This is a genomic window from Nocardia sp. NPDC055002, from assembly GCF_053608825.1.
In genome coordinates this window covers 1,176,295-1,193,394 of record NZ_JBSGWE010000001.1, presented here as the reverse complement: position 1 = coordinate 1,193,394, position 17,100 = coordinate 1,176,295, and the positions used below count along the sequence as shown (strand labels likewise).

Genomic DNA, 17,100 nt, shown 5'->3' with positions numbered 1-17,100 from the left:
CTAGGCTAGTCGCTGTGCCAGACGAAACGCCGATGAGTATCGGCTTGGACGAAGCAGTAGAGCTGACGCGAACGGGGGATCTATGGCTGTTTCGCGGGCATTCTCGCGCCGATCGCGCGATACGGGGGTTGACCAACAGCCCGGTGAACCACGTCGGCATGGCAGTGGTCATCGATGACCTACCGGCGCTGATATGGCATGCCGAACTCGGTAAGGCACTGCCGGATATCTGGTCGGGTAGCCATCATCGCGGAGCCCAGCTACACGATTTGCGGGCTGCGGTCATCCGATGGAGCCAGGAGTACGGGCAACAGGCGTGGATGCGTCAGTTGGATCGGCCGGTGACCAGCGAGATGGAGGATGCAGCGCTGCGGGTGGTGGCGAGGCTGGACGGCATGCCCTTCCCCTCCACCGGCGCGCTGGCGGGGCGCTGGTTGCTGGGCCGGGTGCCGATACCGAAACGGTCGAAGAAGCGCGAATCCGATCATGCCGGTCTGGAGAACGCCTACTGCGCGGAGATCGTCGCCATGACGTATGAGGCCATGGGCTTGTTGCCGAATAGACGTCCGAATTGGTATGACCCGGGCAGATTTTGGAGCGGCGACAACCTGCGACTGGCCGAGGGGTATCACCTCGGCGGGGAAATCACGGTGCACGTTCCCGACCACTGACCGCGGCGACTTCCGCCACGAGTGACAACCCCCATCATCGTGCACGGACCACGACCCATGGAAGCCCGGTAATGCCGATGAGCGTGCTATTCCGGTGTGCTCGCAGATGATCCGAGGGGCCGGTGCGGGTGTGCGGTGAGGACCGAGTTGTCGCTCGGTCGCACGCAACCTATGAAGGAACCGATTCGGTCGGCCTCGCCGGGTCAGCGGCCGCTGCGCGGTTGACTCAACAGCGCGCGCCCGCGTTCCGGGGTGAGGCTGTAGGCCAGCACCGGGTCGGCGAGCAAGGCGACCGGGGCGATGTGATCTGGCGTACGGGGCCGCCAATGCGCCATCGCGGCCTCGAGCGCATGCCACAGCGCCGCCGGGTCGGAGTGGTGTTGCGCGAGCGCCTTTCGTACCGCGGCGTCGAATGCCTGGTTGCCGTAGGAGAGTTGGTAGCCGGGCCGCTCTACCCGGGCCCGGTGCCCGTCGATGGCACGTTTGATCTCGCCCCCGGGGTCGTCGACGATCTGGGCAAGGTCGAGCGCGGAGGCATACCAGGGTTCTTTGTGTGCGTGTTGCAGGAACATGCATGGCACGAACTCGTCGGTGAACAGTGGACCGGTGAAGAATTCCTCCGGAACGGGTGCCAGCGGTAGCACGCGCGAAAGGATCCGGGAGGCGTCGTAGGGGGAAGAGGTGCTGAGGAACATCTGGAGCTGGGTTTGTAAGACCGTGGCGCGTGATTGGCCGAAATGCTGGGCTTTCTCCAGGGCCGCCATGGCTGTGTCGATGTCCCCGGAAAGGGCTTCGCTTCGTGCCTGTTCGGCCACCAGATCCCAGTTGTCACGGGTTCTGCCCGCCGGCTGACGTAGTTGATGAAGGCTTTGGTACTTCGATTCCATGAGGGCGGTGAACGAGGGATACCGCTGCGGGATCTCGCCCCAGGAAAACACGCTGTAGGCGGCCCATTCGCCGTTGTCGTCGCGGTCGGCCGGGTCGAGGAACAGGACTCCGACGTCGGCGTGCAGCGAGATCAGTAGTCCGCGGCTGAACGGGTTACCCGGCGCGTCGACTGGTGGCTCGGTGATCAGGTCTGCCCAGGACTCCCAGGTCGGTTCGAGATTACGCAGCCATCCCAGATCGGTGGTGTCCCGCATCTGCCGCACGAATTCCCCGGCATGGCGCCATCCATCGGTGGTCAGCAGGAAGCTGCGATAGGAGGGTGGCAACCGCAGGCCGAGGCGCAGCTCGACCGCGGCGATGTCGGCCTCGGTTGCCGGGGCGTACCCGAGCCAGCGCTGCTGCACCACCTCGGGATCCAACTCGTCAGGATCTCTGCTGGCGATCCATTCCTCGCTCCACAGCTCCAACCACGGTCTCCAGTTCATTTCATGAACGCTACGACCAGCCGCCGACAAGCCCGGACGGGTGCGGGCCGAGATCGTGGTGAGGAGAGGTACCGGCCCTTCTTCGAGATATCCGCAAATGCCGCTGAGCGCGCGGTCGCGAACGACCGCATCGACCGACGAGCGTCAATCGGTCTCAACCCGGCCGGGCTGATCTACGCTTCCGGGTGGATCGATTCTGTGGATTTCATTCGAAAGTCCCGCCCCCCATCTCGTGAGGAGACGCTCATGGGCTCGAGTTGGAGAACAGATCCCGTCCAGAATGGCTGGTCGGTGGAGCTTTTCTGGATGCGGTACGAAACCGGCACGCTGTACGGCTACGGCGTCGGAGGGACTGCCCCGGCATCCGAAGACGGGAAGGTCTACCAGTTCAGTTACAGGTTGAACGAACCCTTCACGCCGGACTCCGGCAGTTCGGCGATCGACAGCTATCAGACCATCTTCCAGGCGACAGCGAAGATTTCTGGAGACAAGTTCAGCGATGGACACGAGGTCGAACTCGATGAAGGACGCACGACGGTCTTCGATGGCCCCCAACGGCGGTATCGAATCGTCGCTCGCGAAATGACCCCGACACCACCCCGGGGTCGGCTGGAGCCGATTGGGCCTGACGTCATCGTCGGCGAGGGTGTCAGCACGGTCCACATCGGGGGAGTTCGTTGATTCAGCAGCCATTCCGAGGGCTACTGATCGAGTGAATTGACTCGCACGGTCCCGCCTCGCCCCGAGCAGGCGGGGCCGTCGTGCACCGCACTCGAACGCCGACCCTCGCGGTTCGTCCGGCCAGACCGGGGCTTGGCCGCCGTTCGGGGCAGGGGCGCGAGACCTCGTGCGCCGGGCTCGACGAGGGCACCGGGCATATAGTCGTCGTCAGTAGCGATTCTCGACGAGGTGCACCGAATTCCCACCCCGCGTGTCCGCACCTCCCCGCTTCGCCAGAGCTGTCTCGTAAGGGTGCGACTAACGGGTGAGGACCGATGGAACGCGACAAAAACAAGCTCTTACACGGGCCTTTGTTCTCCCGGAGCGTTTCGCTCGACCGTCGGAACGCGGCTCGCCGGATCAGCGCGTACATCTATGGGAACGTGCTGATCCTCTCCGCGTTGATCCCGGTCGCACCGTCCCTCGAGGATGTCGGCATCGCGGTCGTTCTCGGGGCCGCCCTGTCGACCTTCATCGCCCATGTCTTCGCCGAGAGCGTCGGGCAATCGGTACGCCAGAGCGACGCGCCCTCTCCACCCCAGCCATGGCTCGACCTGCGCGATTCGCTGCCCATCCTCAGTTCGGCGGTGCTGCCCTGCGCGATCCTCGTGGCGGCGGCGGTCGGGTGGCTCGAACCACGGACCGCCCAGGTGCTCGCCGAGGTCGCCATGCTGGTGCGGATCGGTGGAATCACGTTCGTCATCCGCAGGCTCGAGGGTGCGCGGCCGGATCGGTCGACCCTGCTCGGGGCGATTCTGCTCAGCTGCGTGGCCACCGCCGTCGTAGCGGCGAAGGTCGTCCTCACGCACTGATCCGAGGCGGAACGCTCGGGGGAGCTGCTCGAGGCGCGCTTTTCCTGCGCCGAATCTAGAACACGTTCTACACTCCGGTCATGGACCTGGTTGCTATCGAGGAGATCAAGCGTCTCAAGCACCGCTACTTCCGCACGCTCGACCTGAAATTGTGGGACGAGTTCGCGGACTGCCTCGCCGAGGACGTCTCCGCGCGCTATGGCACCCAGGCCATGGGCGAGCCACTGCATTACGACAATCGCGCCGACGTCGTGGCCTTCATGCGCAAGAACCTCGGACCCGGGATCGTCACGGTCCACATCGCCAACCATCCCGAGATCGAGGTCGACGGCGACACCGCGAAGGGGTCCTGGGCATTCGAGGACACCGTCCTCGTGCCGGGTGCGAAGATCCAGATCCGTGGTGGCGGATACTATTCCGACACCTATCGTCGCGACCCGGACGGAATGTGGCGGATCGCCTCGACGCGATACGAGCGCATCTACGAGGCATTGACCTCGCTGGAAGACCTCCCGAGCTTCACGCTGCTCGCCAACCGCTGGGATCCATCGCTGAAGCACTGAAATCAGTCGTCTCCCGAATTCCCTCGGCCGCAACATGAGAAGCCCGGCCGTGATCACTCAGCACGTCGTTCTCCATCCGACCGCGCGATCCTTGCACGCCTACTCGACGCCATCCTTCTGTCGCACCTCGACAGTGGCGTCATATATAGGATCGGGCACGCGAAGCGCGGAATCACCAGGGGGCGACAGGTATGGATCAGCAGGCACCGCAGCAGTCTCCGTCCCGGACGGGTGGGGGTATCGAATCGCGCGGTGACACAACATCTTCGCAGATGCCGGGGCGTGTTCGGGCGGCGCGAGTCATCATTGTCGTGATGTCGGCAATCGGACTGGCCGGCACTGTCGCGCTGATAGGGATGGGCCATCCCTATGCGGCGGGCGGGAACGCTCGGGGGTACCTGTTCTTCTGGGCGATGGCGGTCACTGCCTTGTTCTTCGCGCGGCGGCGGGGCTGGGTCCGGATCACCGCGACCGTCTTCGCCGTGATCGAAGGGCTCGTGGCTTTCGGTTCCATGGCCTTCAACGGCGGGAACGTCGACACCGATGCCGGTTTCGCCTTCGTCCGGATGTCACCCGGGCCTTTCGGGCTGGTCGCGGTGATCGCCGTCATCGCCCTGCTGTTCGGTGGATCGGCCGACCGATGGTTCAGTCCCGGCGGGGCGGCACCGGGCAGCCCGCGACCGCCGCGAGACCCGGGCAAGCCGCTGCTGCGCCGCCGCCCTTACGTGGTCGGTTTGCTGATCACGATCGTGGTCGTCATCGGCTTCGCGACGGCGGTGGTCATCGGCAACACCAGCAACACCACCGGCCCCGGCGCGCTGTCGGCCGGCGATTGTGTCGCGACCGAGGACGACCTGAGTATCGGCTTCTCCGATGCCGAGTTGGTGAAGGTGGGCTGTTCGGACGTGAGAGCCCAGGCGAAGGTCATCGCCCGAATCGAGGGCACGGACAAGACCACCGAGTGCCGGAAGTACGAGGACTCCGTCAAGCTCGCGGGGTACATCGGCTCCGGCGGTGGTGAGTCCTTCGTGCTCTGCCTGCGTTCGTTCAGCTGAATCCGGCGACGGCAGCCGCGTCGCAGGACAAGGTCCTGACGAGCCTGAGCCGGTTGAGCCCGATGGACGCGTAGATTCGACCTTGCTGTGATCGTGAGCGTTCCTCGACGAAGGGATCTCTGTCATGAGCAAGTCGCCCAGGCATCGCCGATGCCGCAGGGCATGTGCGGTGCTCGCGGTCGTGCTCGCCATCGCCACGGGCGGCTGCGGTACGGAGGACAAGTCCGACGGCGCCGCGTCCTCGCCGGTCGAGAGTGCCGAAGCGGCGAAGATCGCCGACATCGTTCGCGCCAAGATGACCGAACTCGATCTCAGCTCGGCGGTCTACGGCGCATGGCGGGGCAGCGAGCAGATCGCCTTGGGCGCGCTGGGCGGATCACCGCTCGGTGTGCCCGCGACCGTGGATATGCGCTTGCGTGTCGGCCAGCCGATGGAGCCCATGCTGTCCACGGTCCTCTGGCGACTCGACGGACAGGGCGTGCTGAAACTCGACGAACCCATCGCTCGCTGGCTGCCCGATTTCCCGCGCGCGGACAAGATCACTCCGCGGATGCTCGCCGACAGCACCTCCGGAATCTCCGACTATGTGACCGAACCGGAGTTCCTGAAGATATTCGGCGAGAACCCGATCCGCGAATGGACCGCGCCGCAACTGCTCGAACGCGCCAACGCGCGCCCTCCGCTGTTCGAGCCGGGCACCAGCTTCGCCTACGCCCACAGCGATCTGGTCGTGCTCGGCGAGGTCCTGCAAAAGGCAGCGGGCAAGCCCCTCGGTGATCTGATCGCCGAGCACATCACCGTCCCACTGGGCATGCACGACAGCAAAGTTGTCCTCACCCCGCAGGTCGACGAACCGATCCTGCACGGCTACACCAACGAACGAAACTTCTTCGAAGACTCCACGTTCTGGAACCCCACCGCCTTCCTGCACAGCGGCAACATGAACTCCACCGTCGGCGATGTCGGCCGCTGGGTCCGCGCTCTCGGCACCGGCGAACGACTCACCCCCGACCAGTTTCAGCAGATGATGGGCCCGTCGACCGCGGGCCTCGGTCCGTTCACCACCGAAAAATACTTCGCCTTCGGCGTGGTCCACCTCGCCGACTGGCTGTACATGAACCCGTCTTACGGCGGCTACGACGGCGCCGCCTTCTACGACACGAAAACCGAGACAACCGTCGTGGTCTACGACACCCTCGGTCCCACCTCCGACTCCAACCAGAACAACGCCGTCGGCATCGGCACCGAGATCGCCACCCTCCTGGTTCCCGAACGCCCGCCGGCGGTCCCCTGAGCCGCGGGCGACGCCCTTCAGCCGGGTTCGGTCGGCACGGCGTACCGGCCCGCGATCACCGGTTGCGCAGGACTTCGAGGCGGCCGTCGACCGACGCTAGGCGACATTCCGCTGTGCCGGTGGTCAGCAGCATGTTGGCGACTTGGAGCAGCAGGACGAGGTAGGGCTTGCCGGAGGTGGACCGGCGGGGCCATTCGTGCCAGTAGTGCGGTGGGTCGAGGCAGGTGTCGGGACCGGTGGGTAGTCGCAGACGTTCACCGGGCGTGAGGACGGTGATGTGGAGATCGGCCAGGGCCCTGACGGCATCGTCGGACAGGGACGCGGCTCGGGTGAGCATCGCCCAGCGGTGCAGCGGAACACAGGGCGGCGCCGTAGCGAGGGTCGGAACTGCCAACGGGTTGCGGTCGTAGGTGGCGGCGGCCAGTCCGGCGGGAACCAGAAGCGCGGTGACAGTGTCGTCGCACACCAGCTCCACGCCTGTCCCGTCGGTGGTGATCGCGGTCGGCAGACCGCGCTCCCGATAGGCATTCATCCAGTCCAGGGAGTTGTGCGGCTGGGGTGCGTTGGGCCAGGGGAGACCCCGGGATCCGTTGAGGACCTCCCACGCGGCGGCGCCGAGCTCGCACTCGTGGTGGCGGTGGTCGAACCAGTACCGGCGGGCGTCGGTGGGGGAGAGCGCCAATGGTGGGCTGACACAGTCGAACTCCTCGTTCTCGAGTCCCATCGGTTTTCCTCCGGTGTCGGATGGCGGCCGATGACAACGGACGCGGGCACCGACGATCGTGCCACACGCTTCCATACTTTCAGGTATGGATAAGTGTGCTTCATAGTATGGTCGGTGGACGTGACGCCCAGCGCGGGTCGTTCAGCGAATTTCACGTCAGGAGGCCGACATTGGCCGAGTTCGTCGAGGATCAGGTCCATCGGGTCGCGAGCACCGTGGACACCGTGCGAGCCCCGTCGAGATGTCCCACCGCTTTTCGCTACTGGGAAGCCCGCAGCACGCCGACAGTGCGACGGGTCGAACGCGCTTTCACGGCCGTGACCCGGCAACCGCTGTTCCCCAGCGACGAACAGGCCGCGGCCCTGTGCGAAGACCTGTTCGCCGGTGATCCGGTGGCCGAGCGATTCGTCGCCGAGGTGATGCACGGCGAGATCGGCTCGAAAGCTGGGCGGGCGATGCTGGAGACAGCGCTGGCCGAGGGCATCGACGCCGTCGCGGACGCACCGGAGTCCATGCGCGCGTTGTTCGCCGAGTTCGAAACGGTGCCCGACTGGGTGGTCCCCGAACTGGTGGAACAGGGCGCGGCGATCTGGCGGCGCTGGGGCACCATGCTGTTCAGTTTCGCCGGGGCCGAAACCCTCGAGATGTACACCGAAGCCGCGGTCGCGACCCCGTTGTCGCTGGCGGGCGGCTACGCCGGAGACAGTGCGCTGCGCCGGTTCCTGGAGACCACCCGCTTCTGGATGGACGTCTCGGCTCCCGACGCGCTGCTCACCCCGGGATCGGCGGGCCGGGCCACCGCGCTGAAGGTCCGCGTCATGCACGTTTCGGTGCGGGCGAAGGTCGCCGGCCACCCCGAATGGGACACGCGGCGGTGGGGTCTGCCGATCAGCCAGACCTACCAGATGCTGACCCTGCTGGCAGGCAGTGTGACCCCCGGATTGGGCTTGTGGGCGCTGGGCTACCAGACGACGCCCTCGGAAATCCGTGCGCTGCTGCACTTCCAGAAGTACATGGGCCACCTGCTCGGTGTGCGGTTGCGCTGGTACCCCGAGACCGTGCGCGACGCCCTGCGGGTGCTGGCCATGACGATGGTCTCGCGCTCCTACGACGCGGGGGAGCACGGTACGGAACTGATCGAGTCGTATCCGGCGGCGTTCGCGCCCCGCGACGGGCACCGTGGCCTGACCCGGTTGCGCGAAATGTACAACTACCGGATCAATTCCGTGTACTCCGCGATGTACATGGCGCCGGGAACCCGTCGCCGCTACACCATGCCGCCCGCGTTGCCCTGGATCGTCGTTCCGATCGCGCGATTCCCGCTGATCACCGTGATGGAGATCGTGCGCCGGTTCTGTCCGCCGTTCGCGCGGGCGCACGAGAAGATCATGCTCGCGCATCGCGAGAACTGGTATCGAGCCCAGATGCGGGGCCGGACCGCCGCATTCGACGCCAGCGGCGCACTGCGCCGATGAACCCACCGAAGGTAGCCATGAGTACTGCCGACATCGTCGAAGTGTGGAACGGGCCGGGACGTCGCGACGGCGTGCTGACACCGGTCGAGCCCCGGCACAACGCATTACATCCGTCGTCGAGCACACTGGCTTTCGAACACTGGTACTTCGACGCGCACCTCGACACCGGGCACGTGGTGATCGGGTTCCTGATCAAACGCAGGCCCGAGGATCTGCCCCTGGCCAGGCCCTGGGTGGAGATGATGGTCTATTCGCCCGACGGCACCTTGCGTCAGGTGTCGCAGCGCTACCCTCGTTCGGCCACCTCGTTCTCGGCCGAGGGCTGCGACGTGCGCATCGGTCAGAACACCGCACGCACCGTGTCAGACGTTGACGGGCAGGTGACCCACCACCTGCGGATGGCCGAGGGCGGCATCGAGTTCGATCTGCGATTCCACAACGAGGTACCCGGCTGGATGCCGGGCAAAGGTGAAACCCGCTTCGGTACCAAGGATTCCTTCGGCTGGATGGTCGGCGCTCCCCGAGCGCGGGTGAGCGGCACGATCGAGCTCGACGGCGTGCGGCACGAGGTCACCGGGCGTGGCTATCACGACCACAACTGGGGTGTCGGCGACATGAAGAAGATCATCGAGCGCTGGCACTGGGGTCGGCTCTATGTCGAGGACTACTCGCTGCTGTTCGCCTCGGTGCTGACCCAGCAGCGCAGAGGCGGACACGAGATCAGCCCGTTGATGCTGGCCCACCACGACCAGATCGTGCTGTCCACCGGCGAGACCCGGCTCACCGAGGGGCCGGAACGCTTCGATGTGACCGCGGGACGCACCTATCCCGAATGGGTGGAACTGCATATACCGGATCAGCTCGACCTCCGGTTGGACGTGGTTCGCGTCATCCACGCCCACGACCTGCTCGACGATCTTCCGGTGGTGCGATCACGGGTGGTCAAGCCGCTGATGCACCGATTGGTCGGGCACCCCGGCTACTTTCGGTTCGAATCCACCTTCGACCTCAGTGTGCGCACCGACGCGGGAACGCAGCGACGAACCGGTTCGACCCTGCACGAACTGGTCGCGCTGACCTGACCGGCACTCGTGCCTGGACGATCAGCCCGGTTCCTGTCCGCTGGTGATGAATCGGAAGAACTCGCGGCGTTGCTCCTCGGTCGGCACGGGCAGGTTCTGGTTGCCGTGCACGAAGCCGATTCCGGCGAAACACATCAGACCCGCGCGCATCTGGGCCTGCTCGGTCGAGAACCCCATGTCGACGAGGGTGTCGGACAGCGTGTGAAATATCCGCTGATCCAACGCTTTCACGGCCTCGGCCACCTTGGCGTTCGTCCGGGCCCAATCCCGGACCGCGAGCTCGACCTGCCAGACCCGTTCCCCGGTGAGCAATTCACCCATGCGGGCCAATCGCTGCTGGGGTGGCAGCTCGTCGAGGTCGTGGAAGCCGCGCGCCGCGTCGTTGTGGTCGGCGCACCAGAACTGCGCGGTGGTCTCCAGGAGCTGATCGATGCCGTCGAAATGCCAGTAGAAGCTGCCCTTGGTCACGCCGAGTTCGTCGCACAGGGTGGAAATGGTGATGGCGGCGACGCCGTTTCGCAGCAGCAGGCCGAGTGCGGCGGACGTCCAGTCCTCGACTCCGAGCCTGCGTGTCCCGCGACCGGCCGCCGCCGCCTTGCGCTTGGACACCGGCTCGGCCGGTCGCGAAGCCCTGGTCCCTCCGGTCATGGCTGCCTTCCGTGTGCGCGTCGAGGCCAGCTTATCGCGCGGCGTACGGCGTGCCGGCCGACGACTGGATACACACTGACTGGTCGGTAACGGGGTGCGCGGCGAGAGGTAGCGCCCCCAGGGCGAATTCTGCGGCGATTCGCACTCTGTGCGGGCACGTACTCTGTTGAGTGCCTGCACATTTGGTGACCGTAGACCGTAGGATGGAGCCTGATGGACCACACGGACCCTTTCCCCCGCCCTATTCCCGTCACGGTACCGAAGCTGCTAGTGGGCTTAGGGTCAGCGTTGGTCGTCGCCGCGGCAATCGCATCCTTCACCTTCACCTCCACCCTCGCGCGGGTGGCCGGAGTTCCCGAGCACCTGACCTGGCTGTGGCCGGTGGTCGTCGGTCTCACCGTCGCGCTGGTCGCCTGCACTTTCATCACATTGGTGGGCATCCGGGACGAGAAGGCCACCTCGCTGGTGCGGGTCTACGAGTTGCTGCTCGTGGCCGCCGTGCTGTCGAGCATCTGCGGAAACCTGCTGTCGATCTCGCGGGATCCGATCGAGATGGGAACTCTCGGCACCGCGATCGTGGTGTCGGTTCCTCCGATCTGCCTGATGATCTGCGTCGGTAACTACCTGCTGCTCACGGCGGTCGTTCCCGTCCGCATCGTGGCCGCGATCCGTGAGGACGACTGGCGGCTGAGAGTCCTCGGTATCCCCAGTGAGTCCCCGCCGTCGAAGGAGCCGACCCCCACCCGCCACGACAGCGACTGGTGGGACCAACACCGCAGCGAAGCGCGAACTCCACCGGCGACACCGAGGACCCGGACGTAGCGAACCGGCTGGAGGCCACGGTCCTCGCCGCATCGACCTCAGGTCTGTGTGTGCGGGGACCGAGGCGCGATGCGGAGCAGTTGCTTGCCGAGGTTGCGCCGACCATGCCTGCCGGTCTTTCGACCAGAATCCACTGGCGATTCACCCGGCGACGTCAGCCTGCCCAACCGATCTCTGTCATCGGAGTTGTCGGCGCCGGACTCAGAGCGGGGCGCTGCGCCACCAGCGGTCGTAGAGGTCCTGGCCCGAGGCGCCGCCCGAGACTCCGAGGGCGCACCGGGAGCGGGTGCCGTTCTCGAACTCGATCAGCATCTCGCCCGTCGGTCCCGCGATGCCTTGCGTGTCGTTCCAGCGGGCATGTCCGCGACCGCTGGGCCGTTGCCAGTTCTCCTCGCCGACGAAAACCGCGGTGGCGGAGGAGACGTAGCGCTCCGCCGGTTCGTCGGTTCCGCAGGTGAGCAACAAGCGGAACACCGGGTTCTGGTCACCGTTGCAGGCGAGTGCGTTCAGCGAATCGCGGGTCTGGCGCGCGTCGATGGGACGTTGGTTGCCGTCGACCGCGCTGCAGCGCAGGCCTTGGTAGCCGCTGTCTGCCTGGGTTTTCGGCAGCAGTTCGGGGAAAGCGTCGACGACCCACTGGTGGGCCGCCCAGGAGTTCGGGTCGATCGGTGCCGTCGACGTGGCCGCAGCCGTGCTCTCGTCGGGCGAATCACGGTTCAGCACAACCACACTCGTGACGACTGCCGCGAGCACCGCCGTCAGCGTGCCGACCACGATGCCGAGGCTACGGCGACGTGCCGGTGCACGCTCGGCCACCGCCACCGCTTCGGTGGGGACGCCGAGGGCGGCGGCTGCATCGGCGGCCAGCGCGCCGCAGCTCGGATAGCGCCGCTGCGGATCCTTGGCCAGTGCGCGGGCGATCACGTCGTCGATCCGCCGCGGCAGCTCCCCGGACACCGCGCTCGGGCGGGGCGGCGGGTCGTACAGGTGTGCCGCGATCACCGCGTCGACACTCGGTCGCGGGAACGGTTTGGCACCGGTCAGCAGTTCGTAGAGGGTGCAGCCCAGTGCGTAGACATCGGCACGGTGATCGATCGCCGTGCCGGTGAGCTGCTCGGGGGCCGCGTAGGCGACGGTCGCCAGAATCGTTCCGGCCTGGGTCAGCGTCGTCGCGGCCGCGGCCTTGGCGATGCCGAAATCGGTGACCGCGACCCGATCCGGTTGTCCCGGAATGGATTCGACCAGAATATTGGCCGGTTTGACATCGCGGTGCAGCATCCCCGCCCGGTGCGCGTGATCGAGTCCGCGAGCCACCCCGGTGACCAGATGCGCGACACGGTGCGCAGTGAGCGCGCGGTCGCGCAGCAGCGTGGCGGCGTCGGGGCCGTCGATGAAGCGCATCGCGATCCACAGTTGACCGTGCTCGATGCCACGGTCGTAGACGCCGATGATGTTCGGATGGTCCAGCCGCGCGGCGAGTTCGGCTTCGCGACCGAAGCGCGCCCGGAACTCGGGGTCGGCACCGAATTCCGCGGACAGCACCTTCACCGCGTCGCGACGCGGCAACCGGGGATGGGCGGCGACGTAGACGGTGCCCATGCCACCGACACCGAGAACCCGCTCGATCCGGTACCCGGCGAAGACCGTGCCCGGCGGCAGCGGACGGCTATTCACTGCGCACCAGCAGCGCGTACTGGGCAGCGCTCTGCTGCCTGGCGTGCGCCGGACTCCGGCCGAGGACCGAAGCGGTGTACCGGCCGTAGAGCACATGGCAGTAGACCTGGGACGGCGATGCCGGGTGCTGATCGAGGTCGTTGCAGTAGACATCCGGCACGCCGACCGGTGTGTCGATCAGGGTGGCGGGATCGGCGGCCTGCCGCTCCTTGGTGAAGACCCGTCGCGCGGTGACCGCGTCGGGAAACCGTTCGACCAGATTGTTCCCGTTCACGGCGACGACTTCGATCTGATCCTGAAAACCGAAGTGCTTCATCAGCCGGGTGGCTCGTGGACCGAGCACGACGCCGCCGATGGCGATCGAGGCCGACCAGCCGGCATTGGCGTCGGTGTCGGCGGTGATCACCGTCGGCGTAGGCCAGTGCCCGGCGCCGAAGGGAAGCACCCGCGCGAGCATGCCGTCCCGGTCGAGCGGCAGGTCGGCGAACCGGTCCGGCGCGGTCGGCTGGAAATCCTGCAGCCGGGGGAGTTGGACGTCGAAGGTCTTGCGCACCATGGCGAGCAGCGCGGCCTGGTCCGGGCTGGTGTGCGCGGCCAGCACGCTGACGACGAACGACCCGTGCGCGAGGGTGGCCGCCATGGTCGGCACGGTCGGGCGCCAATGCGCGAACGCCCCCGGGTACTCCGCGATCCGCACCGCGACGTTGTCGGCGGTGACCGCGGCGTCGGTGGCGTTCATCTGCCTGGCCGCCAGCCGCGCCTTCGTGTCGTCCGGGAAGCGCAGCAGCAACACGGTGAGCAAACGGGCGGAGCCGATCTCGGGTGCTTTGCCACGGAAGTTGACATCGCTGCCACTGACCGCGAATCCGGCGAGCATGTCCTGGGATTCGAGCACGTCGCGGACCGGTTCAGCCAGAATTCCGGCTGCTTTCAACGGTGTCGGCAGCGGCGCGGTCCGGTTGGAGATGCCGTTGGTCAGCGTCGGATCGACCTCGATCGGATCGAGAGCCGCCTCACCCATCCGCACCGATTCCAGTATCCTGCCGTACTTCTCGGTACTCGAGGTCGGCGGCGTCATCGGGTCGACGCTGTTCGAACCCACATCGAGGGCGGCCAGGTCGAGTTGCTGGGGTACGGGTTCGCCGGGACGCACGCACCCGCACAGCACCGTCAACGCCGCGGCCAGGACAGCCACGGTTCGGATTCGCTCACCACGTGTGAACATCGGCTACCCCTGTCCCAGTGGAGCGTCCGGCCACCAGCGCTCCCACAGCACCGAACCCGAGGTGCTGCCGGAGATACGCAGCCTGCAGAACTGCCGGTCGGGCCCGTCGAACATCACGTCGAGCCGGCCGATGTGTGAGCCGTCGTCGCCCGTGATGGTTCCCCATCGCACCTTCCCGCTCGCACCGTCGCGTGTCCACAGCTCCTCACCCTCCACCGCCAGATTCACTGTCCACGCCGGAATCTGGGTGCGATCCGACCGGCAGACGACCGAGAGGGTTTCGACCGGGTTCCGGTCACCGAGGCACAGCACACCGCCGACATCGACCTGCTGATCGAGCGCGAGCACGTTGCCGTCCTGGTCGATGTGCAGACAGTTGTTGACGTCCTGGTATCCGACGGCAAGCGGTGCGACCGGCAGCAGGTTCGGCAAGGTCTCAGCGGCTAGGGCGGCCGCGCCCCACGCGTCGGAGTTCGTGGCGACCCGGGTAGGGGCAGCGGCACCGGAATCCTCACCGGCGAACCCTGTCGCCAGCGAAATCGCCGCCGCCACAGCCACAGCGGCAGCGATCGCCACGCCGGTCAGGAGTCGGCGCGGCGCGGCGGAGGTCTTCGGTACGCAGGCCGCGCGCGCGGCAGCAGCCAGCTCACCGCAACTCTGGTAGCGCTGCGCGGGGTCCTTGGCCAGCGCGGTGGCGATGACCGTATCCAATTCGGCCGGCACCCGGCCGTTTTCGAGCGACGGCCGGGGCGGTTCGTCGGACAGGTGCGCGTACATCACCGCCGCGGGACTGCTGCGCGGGTACGGGACCGTCCCGGTGAGCAGCTGATAGAGCGTGCACCCCAGCGAGTACACATCGGCGCGATGATCCACCGGGTCGCCGTTGATCAGCTCGGGCGCGGCGTAGGCCAGTGTCGCGGTGAATCCCGCACCCTGGCCGAGGGCTCCGTCACCTTCGGCGGTGCGGGCGATCCCGAAGTCGGTGACCAGCACCCGATCCGGTTCCCCCGGTTCCGCGGTGAGCAGCAGGTTCGCGGGCTTCACGTCACGATGTTGCAGGCCGACCCGGTGGATCTCGTCGAGACCGTTCGCCGATTCGGTCACGATGCGCAGCGCCCGCTCGACCGGAATCGCGGTCTCCTGCCGGATCAGCTCGGCGACATCGCCACCGTCGACGAACTGCATCGCGATCCACAGGCGGCCGTCCTGCTCACCGCGATCACGGACCGTGACGACATTCGGATGTTGCAGCCGCACAGCGACTTCCGCTTCGCGCAAGAACCGCGCGCGGAATTCCTCGTCGTCGGTGTACCGGTCGGACAGGATCTTCAGCGCATCGTGCCGGGGGAGCCGGGGGTGGCGCGCGAGGTACACCTCGCCCATGCCACCGGCACCGAGTCGCCGTTCGATCCGGTACCCGGCGAACTCGTCGTCAGAACGGAGCATCTGCCCACCACCGGTCGTAGAGTTCCTGGCCCGTTGTCGCACCGATCACGACGACCATGCAGAAGTTCCGGGTCGGTTCGTCGAATCCGACGCCGACCAAGCCGAGATCGCCGGTGGACACGGTCATGGTCGACCACGTCACCCGGCCACGCCCGGTAGCGCGTTCCCACTTCTGGTCACCGAGAACCACGGCACCCGGTTCGTTCACGAGGATGAAGGGGTTCCGGTTCGTCGAACAACGCACGTCGACATCGCGGATGGGGTTGTTGTTGCCGGTGCAGGCGACCCGCGCGACTTCGTCGGGCATCAGGTCCAGATCGGCCGGCCCACCGGAACCCACCGCCATGGCGGCGCATCGAATGCCCTGATGTCCGGTTCGGGTCGGGGTGGCGGGCAGCAGCCCGGGCAGCGCGTCGACGATGAAGGCATAACGCCCCCAGGTCACCCCGGCGCTGCTGGTCGGTGTGACGGGACTCGCCGTCGAATCGTCGGGGTCACGGACCACCGCCACGGCGACGGCGAGTGCCACCACCAGCATGATGACGGCTGCTGCCACGGCGGCGTACCGCAGCCGCGGATTCACTTGCTGTGGTGACTGTTTCGGCGCGGGTGCGGCAGGGCGTTCGGTGATGGGCGGCGGAACGGCTGCGACCACGGTGTGATCGGTCGCCACACCGAAAGCACCCGCGGCCGCGGCGGCCAGTGCACCGCACGACGAATAGCGCTCGTCGGGGTTCTTCGCCAGCGCACGGGCCAGCACCGCGTCGATCGCGGGCGGCAGTTCCGGCCGAAGGGCGGTGGCCCGCGGCGGCGGTGCCATCAGATGCGCCTGCATCACCGCGACCACCGAATCGCGGGGGAACGGTTTCGTGCCGGTGAGCAGTTCGAACAGGGTGCAGCCCAGGGCGTAGACATCGGCGCGATGATCCACGCGCTGTTCGGTCAGCAGTTCCGGCGCCGCGTAGGCGAGCGTCGCCACGACCGTCCCGACCGCGGTCAGCGCGGTGCCGTCACCGGCGGCCCTGGCAATGCCGAAATCGGCGACCAGCACACGATCCGGTGCGTCCTCGACCGGCTCGAGCAGGATATTGGCCGGTTTCACGTCGCGGTGCAGGAGGCCGTGGCGGTGCGCCTCGTCCAGCCCGCGCGCGGTCTCGGTGACGATGTGCACGGCCCGCGCCGGCGGTATCGGCGACTCGTGGCGCAGTAGCGCGGCCACGTCTGTCCCCGCCACGAACTCCATCGCGATCCACAGCCGGCCGTCGTGCTCGCCGCGGTCGTGCACCGCGACGATATTCGGATGATCGAGCCGGGCGGTCAGTTCGGCCTCGCGCAGGAAACGCGCCCGGAATTCCTCGCCCGCACCGGCATTCTCGGGCAGTACCTTGATCGCGTCGCGGCGAGGCAGTCGCGGATGGGCGGCCACGTACACCGTGCCCATGCCGCCGGAGCCGAGCACCCGCTCGATCCGGTATCCGGCGAAAACGGTTCCCGGGGGAAGGGTTTCGGTCATCGC

Annotated in this window: 16 protein-coding genes; 9 read left to right on the top strand and 7 right to left on the bottom strand. The window is 66.9% G+C overall.

What is annotated here, in order from left to right:
* The first annotated feature begins 32 nt into the window (after positions 1-32).
* Positions 33-671, top strand: coding sequence for a hypothetical protein (locus tag ACWF99_RS05700; protein WP_378659395.1), 639 nt, complete (start codon positions 33-35; stop codon positions 669-671).
* A 203-nt stretch (positions 672-874) separates the two neighbouring features.
* On the opposite strand, the gene ACWF99_RS05695 is transcribed toward ACWF99_RS05700, so the two are convergent.
* Positions 875-2,044 carry an SMI1/KNR4 family protein gene (locus ACWF99_RS05695; protein ID WP_452534915.1) on the bottom strand — a complete coding sequence of 390 codons (1,170 nt, stop codon included), beginning with the start codon at positions 2,042-2,044 and terminating at the stop codon, positions 875-877.
* Between the two features lie 3 nt (positions 2,045-2,047).
* Between ACWF99_RS05695 and ACWF99_RS05690 the strand changes: the two genes are divergently transcribed.
* The 5 genes from ACWF99_RS05690 (at position 2,048) to ACWF99_RS05670 (ending at position 6,488) form a co-directional block, all read left to right on the top strand.
* Positions 2,048-2,725, top strand: a complete 678-nt coding sequence (locus ACWF99_RS05690) for a hypothetical protein (RefSeq protein ID WP_378630702.1) — start codon at positions 2,048-2,050, stop codon at positions 2,723-2,725.
* Between the two features lie 314 nt (positions 2,726-3,039).
* Complete coding sequence (locus ACWF99_RS05685) at positions 3,040-3,576, top strand: hypothetical protein (protein ID WP_378630703.1); 537 nt, start codon at positions 3,040-3,042, stop codon at positions 3,574-3,576.
* A gap of 80 nt (positions 3,577-3,656) precedes the next feature.
* Positions 3,657-4,139 carry a nuclear transport factor 2 family protein gene (locus ACWF99_RS05680; RefSeq protein WP_452534913.1) on the top strand — a complete coding sequence of 161 codons (483 nt, stop codon included), beginning with the start codon at positions 3,657-3,659 and terminating at the stop codon, positions 4,137-4,139.
* Between the two features lie 314 nt (positions 4,140-4,453).
* Positions 4,454-5,194, top strand: coding sequence for an LppU/SCO3897 family protein (locus tag ACWF99_RS05675; RefSeq protein ID WP_452534911.1), 741 nt, complete (start codon positions 4,454-4,456; stop codon positions 5,192-5,194).
* Positions 5,195-5,318: 124 nt separating this feature from the next.
* Entirely contained in the window at positions 5,319-6,488 is a 1,170-nt protein-coding gene (locus ACWF99_RS05670) for a serine hydrolase domain-containing protein (protein ID WP_452534909.1), read from the top strand.
* Between the two features lie 55 nt (positions 6,489-6,543).
* Here the strand turns inward: ACWF99_RS05670 and ACWF99_RS05665 are convergent, their stop codons facing one another.
* Positions 6,544-7,212, bottom strand: a complete 669-nt coding sequence (locus tag ACWF99_RS05665; RefSeq protein WP_452534907.1) for a hypothetical protein — start codon at positions 7,210-7,212, stop codon at positions 6,544-6,546.
* Positions 7,213-7,427: 215 nt separating this feature from the next.
* Here ACWF99_RS05665 and ACWF99_RS05660 point away from each other — a divergent pair, with 215 nt between their 5' ends.
* Together ACWF99_RS05660 and ACWF99_RS05655 are read left to right on the top strand one after the other, a co-directional pair.
* Complete coding sequence (locus tag ACWF99_RS05660) at positions 7,428-8,687, top strand: oxygenase MpaB family protein (RefSeq protein ID WP_452535319.1); 1,260 nt, start codon at positions 7,428-7,430, stop codon at positions 8,685-8,687.
* A gap of 17 nt (positions 8,688-8,704) precedes the next feature.
* Positions 8,705-9,769: a lipocalin-like domain-containing protein gene (locus ACWF99_RS05655; RefSeq protein ID WP_452534905.1), complete on the top strand. Its 1,065-nt coding sequence runs from the start codon at positions 8,705-8,707 to the stop codon at positions 9,767-9,769.
* Between the two features lie 21 nt (positions 9,770-9,790).
* On the opposite strand, the gene ACWF99_RS05650 is transcribed toward ACWF99_RS05655, so the two are convergent.
* Positions 9,791-10,417 (bottom strand): TetR/AcrR family transcriptional regulator, encoded by a 627-nt coding sequence (locus tag ACWF99_RS05650; RefSeq protein ID WP_378630715.1) that lies wholly within the window; start codon positions 10,415-10,417, stop codon positions 9,791-9,793.
* A 270-nt stretch (positions 10,418-10,687) separates the two neighbouring features.
* Here ACWF99_RS05650 and ACWF99_RS05645 point away from each other — a divergent pair, with 270 nt between their 5' ends.
* Positions 10,688-11,239: a hypothetical protein gene (locus ACWF99_RS05645; protein WP_378659132.1), complete on the top strand. Its 552-nt coding sequence runs from the start codon at positions 10,688-10,690 to the stop codon at positions 11,237-11,239.
* A gap of 201 nt (positions 11,240-11,440) precedes the next feature.
* On the opposite strand, the gene ACWF99_RS05640 is transcribed toward ACWF99_RS05645, so the two are convergent.
* The 4 genes from ACWF99_RS05640 to ACWF99_RS05625 are packed head-to-tail and all read right to left on the bottom strand — an operon-like array spanning position 11,441 to position 17,097.
* Positions 11,441-12,913 carry a serine/threonine-protein kinase gene (locus ACWF99_RS05640; protein WP_378630718.1) on the bottom strand — a complete coding sequence of 491 codons (1,473 nt, stop codon included), beginning with the start codon at positions 12,911-12,913 and terminating at the stop codon, positions 11,441-11,443.
* On the bottom strand, positions 12,906-14,138 hold the full coding sequence (locus ACWF99_RS05635) for a DUF7373 family lipoprotein (RefSeq protein WP_452534902.1): 1,233 nt from the start codon (positions 14,136-14,138) through the stop codon (positions 12,906-12,908). Before ACWF99_RS05635 ends, ACWF99_RS05640 begins: the two co-directional genes overlap by 8 nt.
* Positions 14,139-14,141: 3 nt before the next feature.
* Positions 14,142-15,584 carry a serine/threonine-protein kinase gene (locus ACWF99_RS05630; protein ID WP_452534901.1) on the bottom strand — a complete coding sequence of 481 codons (1,443 nt, stop codon included), beginning with the start codon at positions 15,582-15,584 and terminating at the stop codon, positions 14,142-14,144.
* On the bottom strand, positions 15,571-17,097 hold the full coding sequence (locus ACWF99_RS05625; protein WP_452534900.1) for a serine/threonine-protein kinase: 1,527 nt from the start codon (positions 17,095-17,097) through the stop codon (positions 15,571-15,573). The genes ACWF99_RS05630 and ACWF99_RS05625 overlap by 14 nt, the downstream gene beginning before the upstream one ends.
* Positions 17,098-17,100: the final 3 nt, after the last annotated feature.